Raw genomic sequence first — 18,084 nt, 5'->3', positions numbered from 1 at the left:
GTTTCGGTATCCGGCGGCGCGTAGCCACTGAAACCTTGATCCAGCTTAAGGGTGCGCAGCCAGTGTTTGGACTAAGCTATTGCCGAGTGATGACCGAGGACCCCTGTTGATGACTGACGAATTGCCGGCTCTGGCCCCCGCTGCCGACGTCGAACCCTTGCCTGCTTCAGGGCTCTACCACCCCTGTGATCCGCAGCAGCTGGCATTCGACTCGCTGGAAGAACTGGAGCCCCTGGCCGATCACTTCGGCCAGGACCGGGCCGTGGAAGCGCTGGAGTTCGGTCTGGAGATAGGCCACGAGGGCTTCAACGTCTTTCTCCTCGGTAGCACCGGGGTTGGCAAGCGCGAGCTGCTGGAGACCGTGCTGGCAAGCGATGAACGGGCCGGTCGCGGTGAGCTCGCGGACTGGTGCTATGTCAATAATTTCGAGCGGCCGGACCAGCCGATTGCCCTGAGCCTGCCGCCCGGCCGCGGCAGTGAACTGCGCAGGGACATGGCAGCGGCGGTGGAAACCCTGCTGGCGATCATGCCCGCCACTTTCCAGAGTGACGAATACCAGGCCCAGGTGCAGGCCCTGGGCGAGGAGTACCAGGAGCGGGAGAAAGCCGCATTCCAGTCGCTGGCCGAAAAGGCCGGTGAACACAACGTGACCATGATACAGACCCCCAGCGGTTATACCCTGGCGCCCACCAAGGACGGCGAGATCATTTCTCCCCAGGACTTTGAGGCTCTGCCGGAGGAGGAGAAAAAGGTCACCCTGGACTTCATCGATGAACTCAAGGAAGAACTCAAGACCGTCGTGCGCCAGTTGCCCGGCTGGAAGATGGAAAGCCGGGAACAGTTCAAGGCCCTCAACCAGGAATTCAGCCAGCGGGCGATCGACCCGGTCTTCGGCCAGCTGAAAGAGAAGTACCGGGACTTTCCCGCGGTGCTGGCTTACCTGGAAGCGGTGCATGCCAACGTGATCGAGGAGGCCGAGTCCTTTACCGAACTGCGGGTGGAGTCGGCCATTCCGGAAAATGTGAAACAGCGGGTGCGGGAATATCCCCAGTACAGCGTCAACGTGCTGGTGGACAACCGCGAGCTGACTGCGGCCCCAGTCATCTACGAGGACAGCCCCACCTTTGCCAACCTGGTGGGCAGGGCCGAGCATGTGTCGCAAATGGGCACCCTGGTCACCGACTTCACCCTGGTGAAACCGGGCGCCCTGCACCGTGCCAATGGGGGCTACCTGGTGCTGGAGGCGGACAAGGTGCTGACCAGCCCCTACGCCTGGCTGGCACTGAAGCGGGCGCTGAAGTCCGGTGAGTTGCGTATCCAGTCGCTGGACCAGTTCTTCAGCTTTGTCAGCACCGTGCAGTTGGAGCCCGAGCCCATCCCCCTGGACGTCAAGGTGGTGCTTACCGGGGATCGCTATCTCTACTATCTGTTGCAGCACTATGATTCGGAATTCGCCAGCCTGTTCAAGGTGGCGGCGGATATGTCCGAAGATATTTCGCGCACCTCCGAGAGTACCGCGCTGTTCGCGCGCATGATCCGCAACCTGCAGCAGCGCAACGGGCTGCTGCCACTGGACCGCAGCGGCGTGGCCCGGGTCATCGAGCAGGCGGCCCGCCGGCTGGAAGACGGCGAACGGCTGAGCCTGCACCGCCAGCACCTGGCCAACCTGCTGGCGGAGGCCGATTACCAGGCGCGCCGCAACAAAGCGGAGATTATTACCGCCGCCATCATCGATGACAGTGTGGCCGCGGCAAGGCACCGGATGGACCAGTTCCGGGAAAAGTCCCACGAGGGCATCCTGCGGGAAATCATGCTGGTCTCCACCGAGGGCACTGCCGTGGGCCAGGTCAACGGCCTGACCGTGTACCTGCTGGGCGACTATTCCTTCGGCCGGCCGGCGAGGATTACCGCCACCGCGCGGCTGGGCAATGGCAAGGTGCTGGATATTGAACGCGAGGTGGACCTCGGGGGCCAGATTCATTCCAAAGCGGTGATGATCATCTCGGCCCTGCTGGCCAACCGCTATGCCCGTGAGCGCCCCCTGCCGCTGGCGGCGACCCTGGCTTTTGAGCAGTCCTACGGTGGTATCGAGGGCGACAGTGCCTCGGTGGCGGAGTTTGTTGCCCTGGTATCGGCCATTGCCGACATCCCGGTGCGGCAGGATCTCGCCGTCACCGGCTCCCTGAACCAGCATGGGCAGGTGCAGGCCATCGGTGGTATCAACGACAAGATCGAGGGCTTCTTCGATATCTGCAAGGCCCGTGGCCTGACCGGCAGCCAGGGCGTGGTCATGCCCGCTGCCAACAGGGTACACCTGATGCTGCGCCAGGACGTTATCGACGCGGTGGCTGCGGGCAGTTTCCATATTTACCCGGTGGATGACATCGACCTCGCGTTGCAGATACTGACCGGTTCCACGACCGCCTCCATTGACGCCCGGGTCGATGCCCGTGTCGAGGCCCTGCAGGAACTCGCACGCAAACTGGCGGGCAAGTATGCGGACAGGGACGATGAACGATAACCAGACCCGGACCACCCTGCTGGTACCCATCGACAACCAGGGCGTGAATTCCGCCACCCTGGAGTTGCTGGTGCATATTGCCCAGCAACTGGACCGCCGGCTGCTGGGCCTGATCCTGGAAAACCCGCGCCTGCAGCGGGTGGCGGAGCTGCCGTTCACCACCGAAATCCTGCTGGGCTCCGGCGTTGAGCGCAGCCTGGAGCGGGATCACCTGAGTCGGCACCACGGCCAGGTTGCGGCAGACATCCGTCGCCGGCTGCTGGCCCTGGCCCGACAGGCGCGCATCGAGCTGAGTTTCGAGGAGGATTGCGGCGAGCGCTGGAACGCGGCACTGGCGCGAGCTGGCGAGCAGGACATTTTCATGCTGCCGCGGCGGCGCTGGCAGTTTACTGACGCCCGCAGCGCGGTCAACAGCAGGGTGATTGCACGGCTGGGGTTGCTGATGGGCAATGACGAGCTCGATCGGCGACTGGTGACGACCGCCCTCGCCCTGGAGGAAGCGGGCCTGGTCGCTAGTGTTTACGCCCTTTACCCGGGCAGGCCGAACATGGAGACCTGTGCACCGCTGTTACTGGGGCGCGCCCGCTGTCACGTGCAGTCCGGTGCGCCCACGGATGCCGCCAGTCTGGCAAACCTGATTCGCCGGTCGCCCTACGACCTGCTGATCCTCGGTCGCCAGCGGCTGGCAAATATCCCGCCGGACATCCTGAGCGCGGCCCTGGAAGCGGCCGGCGGGCAGATTATGGTAGTGTCCTGATATATTTGGGTTCAGAGTATATTTGGGGTCAGAGTATATTTGGGGTCAGAGTAAAAACTCATTCGGGTAACGGGATTTGCCGTGGTCCGCTGAAGAGTTTTTACTCTGACCCCAAATATACTCTGACCCCAAATATAAACCGCATGGACAGGCAGGGGCGCGACGGGCAAAGCTGACATGATCTATCAGACTATCGGGCTGTTGTGCCTGCTCGTGTTCGTTTACAGCGTGACCAGCGCCTGGGTTGAACGCAAGCCGGTGAATGGCGCCCTGGTATATACCGCATTCGGCCTGTTGTTGGGTGTCAGTGGTCTGGGCCTGATTCACTTCGACCTCAAGGCCGAGAGTATCCGGGTGATTGTCGAGGTGACCCTGGCAGTGGTGCTGTTCTCCGACGCGGCCGGCACCGAGGTCGGCGTGCTCAAGCGCAATATCGGCCTGCCGGAGCGACTGCTGTTGATTGGCCTGCCGCTGACCATTCTGCTGGGCGTCGGCGTCGGGATAGTCCTGCTGGATGGGCTGACGCTGCTGGAAATTGCCATCCTGGCGACCATGCTGGCGCCCACCGACGCCGCCCTGGGCAAGGCGGTGGTTTCCGATCCCCAGGTGCCGGGCCCGATACGGCAGGGCCTGAACGTGGAAAGCGGACTCAATGACGGCATCTGTGTGCCGGTGCTGCTGGCCTTTCTGGCGCTGGCCCAGGGCGCGGAGGAAGAGGGCGGATTCCTGACCCTGATGCTCAGGGAGATCGGTCTCGGGGTCGCCTGCGGGCTTGGTATAGCATTCCTGGCAGCCAGGTTTTTACGCCTGGCCAGTGCCAGGGGATGGATCGATGGAACCTACCGCCAGCTGGTCATGGTGTCCCTGGCGCTGGTTTGCTTCTCGACCGCGCAGCGGGTCGGTGGCAGCGGCTTTATTGCCGCCTTCGCCGGCGGCATGTTCTTCGGCATGATGGCGAAGGGCCACAGGAAGCAGATGCTGGAGGCGGCGGATGCCACCGGCGATTTCCTCGCCATGGTGACCTGGACCATATTCGGAGCGGCGGTCGTCGGGCCTGCCCTTGGGTCTATCAGCTGGCAGGTGGTGCTGTATGCCCTGCTCAGTCTCACGGTCATCCGCATGCTGCCGGTTGCCATCGCCCTGGTCGGTACCCGGCTCAAGCCCGCGGAAAAACTGTTCATGGGCTGGTTTGGCCCCCGCGGCCTCGCCAGTATTGTCTTTGCGATGATCGTATTCGACACCGACCTGCCCGGGGGCGATACGGTGGTGGTGGCGGTGATCTGTACCGTACTGTTGAGTGTGGTACTGCACTGCACTACCGCCAACTCGCTGATCAAGGTGCTGACGAGCGCGTCGAAAAAGGGCGGCAAGTAGCGCTCAGGGCAGCAAAATTCCCTGCCGGAGGCTGTTGTCACAGTTTTGTCACACTTATTCGTTAGCCTCCGGTCAGGTCGATACGGGTCGCGCTGTTGGTCCCCTCCTGGACCAGGCTTGCCGGTCAACGGGAGTTGATTACTAACAAGTTTCCCGCAGTGACATCGACTGTTCCAACAGGCCAGCGGCATGCTTCGCCGGCTTGACGGCAGCCGATGTCATCGAGCCTGACAGCGGGTATGGCCGAAATCGGGCGGTAGCCCGAATTTTTTCTGCCACCTTGCCAAACTTCAGCTAGACTCCTTTGGAGGGCGGGTTCAAGACAACAGGGAAAGATTGATGGGGACAAACGGGCGATTCAACAGGGCCGCAATGGCGGCGCTATTGGTGGCGTTACCATTTCAGGTCGCCGCCCATGACGACGCGGTTGCCAACGAGAAAATTCGTCTGCTTGAGCGACAGGTGCAGGCGCTCGAGGAGCGACTGCGGCGGCTCGAGGGTGGCGCCGCAGCGGTGGTGCAACCCGCACCCGTGCTGCCAGAAGCCGAACAGCCCCAGGTCGCGCAAGCGGCCACTGATGCACCGCCTGCCGACCCTGCCGAGGTCGTTGCCAGCAATGTCGTCACCCAGGCGATTGCGGACGGGGATATCAAGGAGAGCCACCAACTGCTGACCCGGGATGCCCTGCTTTCCAACGATTTTCCGGGGTCCTGGCCGATGTTCGGCACGGATTTGCGGATGAAGGTCGGCGGCTATATCAAGACCGATTTCGTGGCGGACTTCGACGGTACCCGCGACCCGACCCAGTTCCTGATGCGCACCATTCCTGCTCGGGGCCAGGCGGATTACGGCGATGACGGCTACACCGACTTTTTCGCCAAGGAGACCCGCTTTAACCTGGACGTACGTCGTGTCGTTCCCGGTTCCGTGCCGCTGCGCGGCTTTATCGAGGGCGACTTCTTTTCCGACGGTGAGCAGTTCCGGCTGCGGCACGCCTACGTGTCGGCGGGCGACTACATTATCGGTAAAACCTGGACCACGCTGTCCTTCCTGGAGTCACTGCCATTCATGATTGACTTCGCCGCCGGTGACGCCCTATTTGGCGGCCGGGCGGCGCAGGTGCGCTACCAAACCGAGTTGAACGACCAGTGGAAGATGTCCCTCGCGGTGGAGGACATGCCGTTCCTGGGAATCGAGAACGCCTTTGACCTGCCCGGTAAAGCGACCAAGAAAATGCCGGTACTGGCCGCTCGCGCCGACTACCACTGGGACAGCGGGCTGCTGTTGCTGGGCGCCAGTGCCTCGGAACTCAATTGGGATGGCGGCTCAGCGGGACCGTCGGACAGTGCGCTGCAATATGCACTGATCGTGGGGGGGCGGCAGAATATTGGTAGCCGCACTTTCGTTACCTGGAATGCCACCTACACCGACGGCGCAGGGGAGAATATCATGGCCTTCGCCGGTACCGGCGCCAATGCGGTGCTGGGCCCGGATGGCAAGCTCGATACCATTCCCGCGCTCGCCGTCGTGTTGGGCGGCGGCTATGACTGGACCTCTACCCTGTCTTCCAACGCGTCCTTTGCCTATGGCTGGCTGGATACGCCGGACACCCGCGATCCCGAGTCGCTGAAACGCGGGGGTATCGCTCACCTCAACCTGGTCTGGCGGCCGGCCAAACATATTTCCACCGGCGCCGAGCTGATGTGGGGTAAAACCCGGCTGCAGAATGACGCTGCCGGCGACGCCGCCCGTATGCAGTTTATGGCCAAGTTTGAATTTTGATGGACAGCATGATTCAGAATATTGAGCAGTGTGGTTCAACCCATAAAGCCCGGCCACCCACCCCGGGGGTTGCCCGCATCATGAAGCGGGCAACGCCATGGCTCGCGCCGCTGGTTTTCCTGCCCGGGCCTGCCGGCGCCCAGAGCATGACTCTGGAGGAGTTGCAGGCCGAGCTGCAGGCTATGCAGGAAAAAATGCAGGAAATGCAGGCCATGCAGGAAAAAATGCAGCAGATGGAACAGGAGCTTGAGCTTCTGCGGGCGAAAGACGCCCGGCGTGACGCGGGGTCAGAACGGGCGGCGTCCGATGAAGCGCCCCGGACAATGGCGCGCGGTTTGCCCTCTGAGGACGCCCGCACCGTGCTGCTCAACAAACCCGTAGAGCCGCTGGGGCGAGGCGAGGAGTTTATCGATCCGGAGTTCGAAAAGTCCGCACCGTTGTTCGGCTCGGACTACCGGTTTTCAATCGGCGGTTACGCGAAGACAGACCTGATTTTTGATTTTGACGGCGTGGGCGACAAATCCCAGTTTGTGCTTTCCCAGATACCGGTCAACGACTCGCCGCAAAGCGGCAGTTACAGTCATTTGCAGATCAAGGAGAGCCGGACCCACCTGGAAATTCGCAACATGGCGTCCCCCCATGAAGCCGATAAATTTTTTCTCGAGTTCGACTTTTTTGAAAATGATGGCAGCACCAACTTTCGCCTGCGTCACGCCTACTTCCAGTACGGCAGGCTGCTGGCCGGGCGCACCTGGAGCATTATTACTGAACTGCGCGCGCTGCCCTATATGCTGGATTTTGCCGCCGGTGACGCCCTGCTGGGTGGGCGCTCGGAACAGATCAAGTGGGACGGACAACGGATCAACGGCTTTGACTGGGCCATTGGGCTGGAGTCCTATGACGACACTCGCATCCTGACCCCCGATACCCTGGACGGTCGCGGTCTGGCGCGCTCTCGCGTGCCGCGGCTGTCGGGGGGAGTCAGCTACCCCTGGGACAGCGGGGTCATCAGCATTGGCGGTGCCGTCAACGAGATCCGTTTTGAAGGTAACGACAGTTTCGATGACGAGTCCGAGCTGGGCTGGACCGCCGTGGTTGGCTTGCGCGCCTATATCGACGCCCTCAACCAGAACTATATCGGCTTCAACGCCGGTTATACCAAGGGCACACTGCAGGATATCCTGGTCTTTGCCAATGGCGGCACGCCCAATGCGACGATCGATGAAGAGGGCGAGCTGGATGTCGCTGACGGCTGGAATGCCAATATCGGTCTGCACTACAACCTGCCCGGCAAGTTCTCGGCCAACCTCCACTATGCCTACACCCGGCTGGAACATATTCCCGAGTTATTCCAGCCGGATGAAACCATCCAGGCATCATCGGTGCACAGCAACCTGATTTATGAGTTCGACAAGCGATTCAGGGTCGGTGTCGAGTACATGTGGGGCGACCGCGAGATTGTATCCGGAGACGATGGCGACGCGTCGCGCCTCCAGTTCAGTACGGTGTATTACTACTAGGGCGCTATCGAGATTGACCGGGATCAAATGTAAAACGACGTTTTAAAGCGGGTATTGCACGGTATGAAAGCGCGGTGTAGTTATCAGCAGGCAACCACAGGGAGAGTATCAATGACAGTGTTAACAAAAAACCGTGCCTATTCCCCGGCGATGATTATCGCAGGATGGCTCGGCTTTCAGGCCTGTGTCGGTGCGCAGGAGGTTGCCCAGGAGTCAGCCGGACCAACGGCAGCGGAAATCGCCGCGCAACTGGCAAACCCCAATACCGCGCTGGGCACCATGAATTTCAACCTGGACTATATTTCCTTTGACGGCGACCTGCCTCGCGCGGGTGACCAGAGCGCGCTGCGCATGACCTTTCAGCCCAGCCTGCCCTATCCCCTGGACAACGGAATGAATTTCTTTGCCCGGCCCGCCATCCCGGTGATCATCAACCAGGATATCCCAACTGCCAATGGTTACGATGACCCCGGATTTAACCTGGGCGATATCACCTTCGATACGGGGGTCGGTAAAACATTTCCCAATGGCTTTGTCGCTGTTGGCGGCATCATCGGTACCCTGCCCACCGCCACCGATGACGCCCTGGGTAAAGACCAGTGGGCCCTGGGTCCCGAGGCGCTGCTGGCGGTGGTGAAACCTTGGGGCGTTCTTGGCCTGCTGCTGACCCACCAGTGGGATGTGGCCGGTGAGGACGATTTCGATACTAATGTGACCGCGGGGCAGTATTTTTACACGTTCAACCTGAAGGATGGCTGGCAGATCCGTTCGGGGCCGACCTTTGCCTACGATCATGAAGCAGAGAGCGGACAACGCTGGACGCTGCCCATTGGCTTCGGCATTTACAAAACCGCCATTATCGGCAAAACACCCTGGAAGTTCGGGGTGGAATACTGGGACTACATCGAGTCGCCCGATGCCTACGGGCCTGACTGGCAGCTGCGTTTTAACTTCGCTCCGGTTGTGCCGCTGCCCTGGTAGCCGGCGGATGGCTGGCGGTATGGCTCACGCTGACCGTCGAATAGCCGCATCGGCGTCCGGTAAGGAGCATGATGCTGGATGCTTGATGCGGGATTGAAAAAGCGAGCTGATCCGGAGCAGGTGAGGGCAACGTACTTACTAAAACGTGAAGGATAACAGCAGCAACAAACACCAACGTGCAAAGCGAGGAAACAAGTCATGAAACCATTGAAAGACCTGGGCAGAACGATTTGTTCTGCACTACTGCTGATATCCGTGAGTATTGGCACTCACGCCCAGGAGGCAACAACCGTCACCCTGATTACCGACGCCAGAATCTTCGACGGCGTCAACGAGAAACTGACCGATGGCGATGTGCTTATCGAGAATAACCTGATCAAGCAGGTAGGCGCCGATATCGAGGCACCCGCTGGCGCTACGGTGATTGACGCCGGGGGTAAAACCCTGATGCCGGGCCTTAGCGATGTCCACTGGCACGCGGCGTTGGCGGAACTGCCCATGAGCTCTCTGTTCTCCGGAGACGCCTACGAGGTCGGCATCCGGGCCACCATTGGCGCCCCCAAGACCCTGATGAGGGGGTTCACCACGGTACGTGACATGGGCGGCAACACCTTCAGCCTGAAAAAGCTGATCGACCAGGGTTTGGTCGTTGGGCCGCGGATCCTCCCATCCGGCCCCATGATCAGCCAGACAGGCGGCCACTTTGACTATCGCCTGCCCAACCAGGTGCCTGACAGGGCCGGCATCATCGATTACTGGGGTCGGGTGGGCATGAACGCCATCGCCGATGGTGAGACCGAGGTTCGCAAGCGGTCCCGCGAAGCCTTCATGCTGGGCGCCAGCCAGATCAAGATTGCCGGCGGCGGGGGTGTGGCCTCTACCTACGACTCCATTGATGTACGCCAGTACTCCCTTGAAGAAATGCGAGCCATCGTCGATGTGGCCAACAGCTACAACAGTTACGTCGCGGCGCATATCTTCACCGACGATGCCATACAAACCGCCGTCGAGGCCGGGATCAAGAGCATTGAACACGGTCATCTGATGGGTAAGGAAACCCTGCAGATGATGAAGAAGAATGACGTCTGGCTGAGTATCCAGCCGGTTATGAACGATGAGGATGCAGAAGAGTTCCCCAATCCCGAATCCAACCGGAAGTTTGCAGCTGTCACGGCGGGAACCGATACCATCTACCCCCTGGCAAAGAAAATGGGTGTCAACATGGCCTTTGGTACCGACCTTTTCATGAGTGCGGAATCTGCTGCCAAGCAGGGTAAGCTGCTCGCCAAGCTCGGTAACTGGTTTACCCCCTATGAGGCGCTGAGGATGGCAACCTCGGAGAACGCCAAACTGATGGAGTTGTCGGGACCGCGTCATCCCTACCAGGAAGGCCCCCTGGGTGTTATCAAGGCAGGTGCCTATGCCGACCTGATCATCGTCGACGGTAATCCACTGGAAGATTTGGGCCTGGTGGCCGACCCGGACAATAATTTCGTGCTGATCATGAAGGACGGCAAGGTCTACAAGAACACGATGAACTGATGGCACCCCGTCTCAGGGGGCTTTGCCTGACGTCAGGCTTGCGTCCCGGGGCGGTAGCCAGCAATTGAGTTTGTCGCCGCAGGACAGGCTTCGAGCTTTCCAGTCGTGCAAATGGGCCCTGTCATTTGTGCCGGCAAGGGTTAATGGCAGGGTAAAAAAAGGAAGAAATATGAGCATCGTTGAGTATTTGAAAGACAGTGCAAAATCTGCACGCTGGACGGGCATCGCGCTCGTTGTTTTAGGCTTTCTGTCGCTGGTTGCGCCACTGGCGGCCGGCCTGTCCATCACCTTGCTGGTCGGCATTCTTGTCAGCGTGTCCGGACTGCTGCAGTTAGGCCTGGTGTTTCGTGCCGGTTCCATCGGCCGCGGTCTGCTGCTGCTGCTGTTTGGCGCACTTGCCCTGGTGGTGGGAATCTACATGGTCGCGCAACCGGCAGTGGGACTGGCTAACCTGACACTGATCCTTGCGGCCTATTTTATCGCCAGTGGCATCATCGAACTGGTGGCCGCGATCCAGGCCCGGCCGGACAAGGGGTGGGGCTGGTTTGCGTTTTCGGCGGTCCTGTCAGTGGTGCTGGGCATCATGATCTGGCGTCAGTTTCCTTTTTCCGGAATCTGGGCCGTGGGTACGCTGGTCGGCATACGCCTGCTGAGTTCAGGGTTTATCCTGCTTTCGGTCGGGTCCGCAGGCAAAGAGATAGTGCGGGAAGCGCAAAAGTAGCCCCGGGGTGCTGGCAGTTGCTGGCCACGCTGATGGGCAAAAGATGGGATCGGCTGAGCCGATGGTAAAAATGTCGCTGTCATTGAGGTGGCGATGGAATCACACGAGGGAAGCAAAGCAATGAAAACGATCGCGCGAATGATAGCCGCGATGACGCTGTTGGTCAGCGGGTCTGTGTTCTCAGCAGAGGAACCAGAACCCGTCACCCTGATCACCAACGTCAACGTGTTCGATGGTGTTAACGAGAAACTGATATCCAACGCCAATGTGGTGGTCACGGGTAACCTGATCACCGAGGTGTCTACGGAGCCACTGGCGGTGGCCGGTGGCACGGTCATCGATGGTGGCGGCGGTACGCTGATACCCGGGCTCAGCGACGTGCACTGGCACATGACCATGGCAGAGGTGCCACAGGCCGCGATTCTGACCGGCGATGCTTGGGAGATCGCTGCCAGGGCGGTCCCGACGGCTGAGAAAACGTTGATGCGGGGGTTTACCACCGTACGGGATATCGGTGGTAACAGTTTCTCCATCAAGAAACTGATCGATGCCGGCGTCATCGATGGCCCGCGCATGCTGGTGGCGGGTCCGCCTATCAGCCAGACAGGTGGCCACTACGATTATCGTCTGCCTCACGAGGTTCCGGCGGAAAACTCCCTCGATTACTGGGGAAGGACCGGTTTCTTTGTCATCGCCGATGGCGTGCCGGCTGTGCAACAGCGCGCCCGGGAAGTCTTCCGGATGGGCGCAAGCCAGATCAAAATCGCGGCCGGCGGGGGCGTGGCTTCTATCTTCGATCCGCTGGATGTGCGCCAGTACTCACTGGAAGAAATGAAAGCGTTTGTCGACGTTGCCGAGAGCTACAACAGCTACGTCGCGGCGCACGTTTTTACCGACAAGGCGGTTCAACTGGCGGTTGAGGCCGGTATCAAGAGCATTGAGCACGGCATGCTCATTGGCCGGGACACCCTCAAGATGATGAAGAAGAACGATGTCTGGTTGAGCACCCAGGCCCTGGTCGACGACGAAGACCGCATGGTATTCCCCACCGAGTCATCGACCAAGAAATGGCTGGAGGCAACCGCGGGAACCGAAAGAGTCTACAAGCTGGCCAAGGAAATCGGCGTCAAGATCGCGTTCGGAACAGACGCTATCATGGATCCGGGAATGGCCGCCAAACAGGGCAAGTACCTGAGCAAGTTGGGGCGCTGGTTTACCCCCTATGAAGCACTGAAAATGGCGACCTCGGACAATGCCGAACTGATGGAACTGGCTGGACCGCGCCATCCCTACCAGGAAGGCCCTCTGGGGGTGATCAAGAAAGGCGCCTACGCCGACCTGATCATCGTGGACGGTAACCCGCTGGAGAACCTGGACCTGGTGGCCGATCCGGACAAGAATTTCGTGCTGATCATGAAGGACGGCAAGGTCTACAAGAACACGCTCAAGTAGCGGCATGAGAGGCTTGTAATCGAGCCTTATTTGATCGCTCTGGCCACAGCCCGCGCTCTGTGTGGGCTGCAGGCAGAGCCATCGCTGGTAGGTGGACTGGGATCAATGAAACTGTCATGCAGTCAAACCACACTGATCCAGCATTAAGCCAGTAAGTACATTGATGTTTTGTCGCCTATAAAGAAGTACCCCGGGTTACCCGGGCTGTTTACTCCAGGCAATCGCCTGGCAGAGTTCGATGAATCTACCCCACTTAATCGCGACGTCAGCAACTCAATAGTCATGCTGGGATGTCCACGCGTGTGGAGGAAGTGTGGCAACGGATTATCGCCCGCTGCCATAAACGCCTGGCTGATTTCAACGTGCCCGTCCATTAGCGATCTTTAGACGCTTCGAAAAGTACGCAAGCGAAGTATACTTGGGTAATCAGTGAGGCAGTGAGGAAGCAATAAATATGGATAAAGTAATCGTAGAAAAAGCCGATGGCATCGTCCACGTCAGGATCAACCGCCCGGAGGTCATGAACGCCTGCGATGGTGACACCTATAACGCCATTGCAGACGCCTGGGACGAGCTGGAAAACGATCCCGAGCTGAGAGTGGGTATTCTCAGCGGCGAGGGTCGCTCGTTCTGTGTCGGGACCGATATCAAATGGGTCGACTCGCCAGACGTCGAGGGCTTTGTGGATCGTCTTTACCCCCGCATGCTGAGCCTGACCAAGCCGGTCATTGCGGCCATTCACGGACATTGTAACGGCGGCGGCCTGGAGCAGGCCCTGGGCTGTGATATTCGTGTTGCTGCCGAGGGTGCCCATTTCGGGTTTGGTGAAATCCGCCTCGGCTGGATTCCCGGCGGCCACGGTACCCAGCGGCTGCCCCGGGTGATTTCCCTGGGCAACGCGCTTGAATTACTTTACACCGGTAATCGGATCGATGCCCAGGAGGCCTATCGCCTGGGCCTGGTCAATCACCTGGTGCCAGCGGATCAGTTGATGGTGAAATGCGAGCAGATCGCCGCCGATATCGCCAGGAGTGCCCCGCTCGCCGTGCAGAAGATGAAGACGGTGGTCATGCAGGGGCTTGATCTGCCCCTGCCCAGGGCCGTCGAGCTGGAGAACGAGGCGTTCCACTGGCTGATGCAGACCGAGGACGCGAAAGAAGGTGCCCTCGCTTTTGCGGAAAAACGGGCCCCGAACTGGAAAGCCAGGTAGTCACCGGGGCCGTGGACTTGTCCCCCGCGGCCACCAATCCCGGGACCATGGATGCCGCTGCAGGCCAGGGATTGAGTTCTGGCTCTCAGGCCAGACTGGCCCTATTATTGGTGACGTGGTCCGGGTAGTGGACGTGGTGGCAGTCCGGGGCATGGCTGATCGTTGTTAACGTAGTAAACTGTAGTTACATTTATTCCCGATTGGAGACCTTCAAGATGAGTGCTTTTTCACCCAACACAAGACCCGCATGCAGTTTCGGTGTGCCGGGCATCCTGCTCTTCGTACTGATGTCACTGCTGGTGGCAGGTTGCGGCAGTACCAAGGTCTACACCGCCAATAAATCCCTGGTCTACAGGGGAACCCTGTACAACGTCACCGACGTGCAGCAAATTGGTTCAAAGGTGACCGGTGAGCTTGCAACCGGCGAGATGATTTCTCCGACCGAGATGGAATCCAAGGCCATCAAGTCTCTGCTCAAGGAGCATGACGCCTTCACCCTGACCACCACCTTCCTCCTGGACGATAAAGAAGTGGTTTACGAGCGCGTCAATGTAGACAGTTACTCGGACTACACCAAGCACAGCAAGCGCTTCAGTAGTGCGCAAAAAAAGCTGATCAAGTTTATGTCAGAAGCAAAAGCCACCCAGCTGGAACTCGATTAGTTGGTTAACGGCATATCAGCGGGGTAGGGTGCTCATGAATAGCCATTACGCGACGCGTTTCTTCTGGGCAGGTGTCCTGACCATCACTCTTGGTGTCGTGGTTCTCTTCAACGCGGCGGTGACTTCTGGTGCCATCGTGAAGGTCACCGGCCTGGTTCTGTTGACGGGCGGGGCGGTGCAGCTGGTCATGGGATTGCTGGAGGGGGGCGGCTACCACCGGTGGCTAACGTTGACCCTGGGCGTCCTCACCTTACTCCTGGGGTGGTCATTTTTATCAAACCCGCTGTCCGGGGTTATTTCGCTCACCACGTTTATGCTCATCCTGCTGACGGCCAGCGGTATTGTCGAGATACTGTTCGGTGTTCGCGCCCGTGGAACGCCTTTTTTCGCGCCTTTCATGGCTGCGGGGCTGATCTCGTTGGTGCTGGCCGGCATTCTATTGGCGTCACCGACGGCCACCAGGTCTCTGCTGGGTATATTGCTCGGCATCCATATGCTCGCCGCCGGCGCTTATCTCACCTTGATGGGAATGTACATGAAGAGCTGAGTTCGGCCGCTGGCCTGCGACTGAATGCACTGGGGGCGCGGGAGACGATCGGGCATTAACAGGCGGTCTGGCGGCGGAAACACCCTGAAATCCCGTAGACGGCAGTTGTAAGAGCCACTGTGACCTGAAAGGGGCCAGCATTGCATATTTTGAGCCATTTGCCGGTATCTGCCAGGGCTTGCCTGGCTCTGGTGCTGGCGGTGATGACGGTGGCCTGTAGCCCGGCCCCCTTGCCAACAATCCCGGCGGCCAGCGACAGTGCACAGCGTCTGGTGGTGTTCGACGTCGATGGCACACTGACCCCGGGAGTTTTCTCGGCCGTGTTGCCCAGGGAGCACGCCGCTGAGGCCGTCGACATGCTGACGGAAAATGGACTGCGTGTGATCTACTTAAGTGCGCGATTTCCCTGGTTTTCCTCCCGGCTTGCCCATTGGCTAAGCGAGCATGGATTTGCCGAGGGACCGGTATTCGTCGCTCAGTCGATTGCCGACAACCGCAATCCCTCGCGCTTCAAACTGGCCATTCTGGAGGCGTTCAAGCGAGAGGGGTGGCAATTTGCCGCCGCTTACGGCGATTCATCCACTGACTTTGCAGCCTATTCAGATGCCGGGATTCCGAGGGAGCGGATTTTTGCGCTTAAACGCAGCGGGGAAGACCGGTGCGAGCCGGGGCCCTGGGCTGAGTGCCTGGATGGATGGGGCGATCACATCCCCTTTGTCGCCAGCCGGTTGACAGACGCAGCCGCAGTTGCGGACCTTTTGTGACCCCTCCGTCGCCAGTTCCTTAGCGTCTTCCGGTCCACAGGACGCCAACAGCATCCCAGTGGCCTGTGGATAATGAGTCTGCTTTGTCATGGGAGCCCGGTATCAGGCCGCAATGATCCGCGGTGTATCCCGGCGGTTTGCAGTTGTAGCGGATATACGCTTAACTGCTGTGAAAGACGACGGCAATACTATCGAGGTTTATCCTGGGCAGATGCTACCCCGGATTTCAGTGGCTAACCCAGCGCGCTTCGAACAACGCTTGACTGGATCATGTCGATGAATAAGAACTACCCTGAAGGCCTGGCCGATGAAAATTTTGAGCAGTCTCTTCCTGAGCATCGCGCTGTCATTTGCGCTGAGTTCCTGCAGCGAGAAACCGCAAAACCAGGACTGCGAGCAGGCCTCGGTCTCCCGGGAGCCCTGTGCGCCCGCCAGCGCCATTGACGATTCAACCATGGACCAGATTTACGCCGATAGAACCTGGAAGCCATCGCAAGAGCTGGATATCGATCCGATCAGGATGGGTGAGCAGGCCGAGGTGCCCATTGACCGGGCGCGGGCGAAACTGATCGGTCCGACACCCGAAGACGGCCTGACGTCGCTCGCCACGAAGCTGTGGCTGATCGAAAACGCCGTGCAGACAATCGACGTGATGTACTACATCTTCGCCAGGGATACTGTTGGCGAAGCGGTTCTTGGCGCGCTGTGCAATGCGGTCAAGCGAGGGGTCGACGTACGCATCATGGTGGACTCGGTCGGCTCGTTCGACCCGATCCATGCCGACCTGAAGGCCCTGGAGACCTGCGCGAATGAGGCGGGCTTCATGCGCAACGCGCAGGGCCAGGTCACCGACCGGCGCGCGCGGGTGCAGGCAGTGATCTTCAACGCCATTACCAGGATGCAGTTTAATCGCCGATCTCATGACAAGATTCTGATCGTCGACGGCCGTATTCCGGCCAAAGGGGCGGTCATGACCGGTGGGCGCAATATTTCCCTGGATTATTACGGCATTAACGCGGACGGCTCGCCCGATCCCACGGCTTTCAGGGACCTTGAGCTGTTGCTTCGGCCCTATCCGGACCAGGACCCCCGGTTGCCGACGGTGGCCAGCGTCACCGAGATGTATTACACCCTGTTGTTTCTTCACGAGGGCAACAAGCGACTGGATCCGGGTAACCGCAGTACCGATGAGGACAGCCGCACAGCCCGCCGACTGCAACGGTGTCAGGAGAGTCTCGACTTCCTGAAAAACCTTCCCGGAATCCGCCAACGGATGGAAGACATGCCGGTATTTCTCGGCGAAGGTTTTCGCGACGCTGAAGTGCGACTCTCTCACCAGCTGGGTAACCTGACCAGCAAGCATGTGACCACTAATGTTGAAGAGAATCTGGTCAAGAACCCGAACTCCATTCTGTATCTCATCACCAAGCTGACCCGGGAAGCCAAGCGGCGGGGAGAGGACCAGGGTACGCTTCGGGTCGCCTCTCCCTACCTGTTCAGCGGCAAGTACCGTAACAAGCACGGGGAAACGGTCTACGACGGTGCGCAGTCGATGCTCGAATACCTGCAGCAACACCCCACGGCCTCCTTTGTAATCGTGACCAACTCCGTCATGACCAGTGATAATTTTTTCACCCAGGCAATCATCGACATGGAAATGGCGCCACGCTTCCTGTTGACACCCGAGCTGACCAAAGCCTGGCAATCGAGTCGTGAAAAAGGCGAATTCAACCCGGCGGTTGTGGGCAGCGAAGAATGGCAGCAGGCCATCGATCATCCGCAGATTTTTATTTATGAGACGGGCAAGCTGGACTCGGTGTTGCTGGGAAATGGAACGGCGCAATACGGCAAGCTGCACGCGAAATTCATTCTCGGCGAAACCATTGGCTTTATCGGTACCAGCAACTTCGACTATCGGTCCGACCTGTGGAACAATGAGATGGGCTTCTTTTTCCGGAGCCCGGAGCTGCGTGAGGACCTGCTGAAGGTGTTCAACGAGCTGCAGGCAACGTCCTATCGCTGGGGGACGCCCCAATGGCTGCAAATGCGCAGGGAGCTGATGGAAAGCGACAGCCAGAAAGCGAGCCCCGCGCGTAATCAACGCACCATCTACAAGACCCTGCACGGCCTCGGTCTGGAATACCTGATGTAGGCGGACTGGCCGGCACCCTGGGTAAGTCCTTTTAGAGGGTGGGTCTATTTAGTTGCCGGTAGCCGCGACCGTCATAACGCCCGGACTGGGTGAAAAAGC

14 protein-coding genes are annotated in these 18,084 nt (G+C 59.5%); all 14 read left to right on the top strand.

The genetic code is table 11. The annotated features are described in order from the left end of the window. The first annotated feature begins 109 nt into the window (after positions 1–109). The 14 genes from E2F43_RS14715 (at position 110) to E2F43_RS19470 (ending at position 17,985) form a co-directional block, all read left to right on the top strand. Complete coding sequence (locus tag E2F43_RS14715; RefSeq protein ID WP_133213954.1) at positions 110–2,521, top strand: Lon protease family protein; 2,412 nt, start codon at positions 110–112, stop codon at positions 2,519–2,521. Beyond that, positions 2,511–3,278, top strand: coding sequence for a hypothetical protein (locus E2F43_RS14710; RefSeq protein WP_133213952.1), 768 nt, complete (start codon positions 2,511–2,513; stop codon positions 3,276–3,278). The genes E2F43_RS14715 and E2F43_RS14710 overlap by 11 nt, the downstream gene beginning before the upstream one ends. A gap of 177 nt (positions 3,279–3,455) precedes the next feature. After that, on the top strand, positions 3,456–4,652 hold the full coding sequence (locus tag E2F43_RS14705) for a cation:proton antiporter (protein ID WP_133213950.1): 1,197 nt from the start codon (positions 3,456–3,458) through the stop codon (positions 4,650–4,652). 387 nt (positions 4,653–5,039) lie between these two features. Next, the gene (locus tag E2F43_RS14700; RefSeq protein ID WP_133213948.1) at positions 5,040–6,434 is read left to right on the top strand and encodes a DcaP family trimeric outer membrane transporter; all 1,395 of its coding nucleotides are present in this window, start codon (positions 5,040–5,042) and stop codon (positions 6,432–6,434) included. 8 nt (positions 6,435–6,442) lie between these two features. After that, the gene (locus tag E2F43_RS14695) at positions 6,443–7,954 is read left to right on the top strand and encodes a hypothetical protein (protein WP_133213946.1); all 1,512 of its coding nucleotides are present in this window, start codon (positions 6,443–6,445) and stop codon (positions 7,952–7,954) included. Between the two features lie 111 nt (positions 7,955–8,065). Further along, positions 8,066–8,935: a hypothetical protein gene (locus E2F43_RS14690; protein ID WP_133213944.1), complete on the top strand. Its 870-nt coding sequence runs from the start codon at positions 8,066–8,068 to the stop codon at positions 8,933–8,935. A gap of 198 nt (positions 8,936–9,133) precedes the next feature. After that, complete coding sequence (locus tag E2F43_RS14685) at positions 9,134–10,477, top strand: metal-dependent hydrolase family protein (RefSeq protein WP_133213942.1); 1,344 nt, start codon at positions 9,134–9,136, stop codon at positions 10,475–10,477. Positions 10,478–10,646: 169 nt separating this feature from the next. Next, entirely contained in the window at positions 10,647–11,198 is a 552-nt protein-coding gene (locus tag E2F43_RS14680) for an HdeD family acid-resistance protein (RefSeq protein ID WP_133213940.1), read from the top strand. 120 nt (positions 11,199–11,318) lie between these two features. Further along, positions 11,319–12,650 (top strand): metal-dependent hydrolase family protein, encoded by a 1,332-nt coding sequence (locus E2F43_RS14675; RefSeq protein ID WP_238946937.1) that lies wholly within the window; start codon positions 11,319–11,321, stop codon positions 12,648–12,650. 454 nt (positions 12,651–13,104) lie between these two features. Then, positions 13,105–13,860: an enoyl-CoA hydratase/isomerase family protein gene (locus tag E2F43_RS14670; RefSeq protein WP_133213936.1), complete on the top strand. Its 756-nt coding sequence runs from the start codon at positions 13,105–13,107 to the stop codon at positions 13,858–13,860. Between the two features lie 215 nt (positions 13,861–14,075). Continuing rightward, positions 14,076–14,522, top strand: coding sequence for a eukaryotic translation initiation factor 4E family protein (locus tag E2F43_RS14665; RefSeq protein WP_133213934.1), 447 nt, complete (start codon positions 14,076–14,078; stop codon positions 14,520–14,522). 34 nt (positions 14,523–14,556) lie between these two features. Further along, a complete protein-coding gene (locus tag E2F43_RS14660; RefSeq protein WP_133213932.1) occupies positions 14,557–15,069 on the top strand; it encodes an HdeD family acid-resistance protein in 513 nt (170 codons plus the stop codon). A 140-nt stretch (positions 15,070–15,209) separates the two neighbouring features. Beyond that, entirely contained in the window at positions 15,210–15,833 is a 624-nt protein-coding gene (locus tag E2F43_RS14655; protein ID WP_133213930.1) for an LNS2 domain-containing protein, read from the top strand. 307 nt (positions 15,834–16,140) lie between these two features. Further along, a complete protein-coding gene (locus tag E2F43_RS19470) occupies positions 16,141–17,985 on the top strand; it encodes a phospholipase D-like domain-containing protein (protein WP_133213928.1) in 1,845 nt (614 codons plus the stop codon). Positions 17,986–18,084 lie beyond the last annotated feature (99 nt).

Origin of the sequence: Seongchinamella unica (assembly GCF_004354085.1) — a bacterium.
In the GTDB taxonomy this organism is placed as follows: Bacteria; Pseudomonadota; Gammaproteobacteria; order Pseudomonadales; family Halieaceae; genus Halioglobus; species Halioglobus unicus.
The sequence above is the reverse complement of the archived record's forward strand: the minus strand, read 5'-3'. Positions and strand labels throughout refer to the sequence as shown.

Bases quoted from the DNA above. Each gene is read 5' to 3' on its own strand.
- E2F43_RS14680 (WP_133213940.1), top strand. From the start codon at position 10,647: ATGAGCATCGTTGAGTATTTGAAAGACAGTGCAAAATCTGCACGCTGG.
- E2F43_RS14715 (WP_133213954.1), top strand. From the start codon at position 110: ATGACTGACGAATTGCCGGCTCTGGCCCCCGCTGCCGACGTCGAACCC.
- E2F43_RS14685 (WP_133213942.1), top strand. From the start codon at position 9,134: ATGAAACCATTGAAAGACCTGGGCAGAACGATTTGTTCTGCACTACTG.
- E2F43_RS14670 (WP_133213936.1), top strand. From the start codon at position 13,105: ATGGATAAAGTAATCGTAGAAAAAGCCGATGGCATCGTCCACGTCAGG.
- E2F43_RS14660 (WP_133213932.1), top strand. From the start codon at position 14,557: ATGAATAGCCATTACGCGACGCGTTTCTTCTGGGCAGGTGTCCTGACC.
- E2F43_RS19470 (WP_133213928.1), top strand. From the start codon at position 16,141: ATGAAAATTTTGAGCAGTCTCTTCCTGAGCATCGCGCTGTCATTTGCG.
- E2F43_RS14710 (WP_133213952.1), top strand. From the start codon at position 2,511: ATGAACGATAACCAGACCCGGACCACCCTGCTGGTACCCATCGACAAC.
- E2F43_RS14690 (WP_133213944.1), top strand. From the start codon at position 8,066: ATGACAGTGTTAACAAAAAACCGTGCCTATTCCCCGGCGATGATTATC.
- E2F43_RS14695 (WP_133213946.1), top strand. From the start codon at position 6,443: ATGATTCAGAATATTGAGCAGTGTGGTTCAACCCATAAAGCCCGGCCA.
- E2F43_RS14665 (WP_133213934.1), top strand. From the start codon at position 14,076: ATGAGTGCTTTTTCACCCAACACAAGACCCGCATGCAGTTTCGGTGTG.
- E2F43_RS14675 (WP_238946937.1), top strand. From the start codon at position 11,319: ATGAAAACGATCGCGCGAATGATAGCCGCGATGACGCTGTTGGTCAGC.
- E2F43_RS14705 (WP_133213950.1), top strand. From the start codon at position 3,456: ATGATCTATCAGACTATCGGGCTGTTGTGCCTGCTCGTGTTCGTTTAC.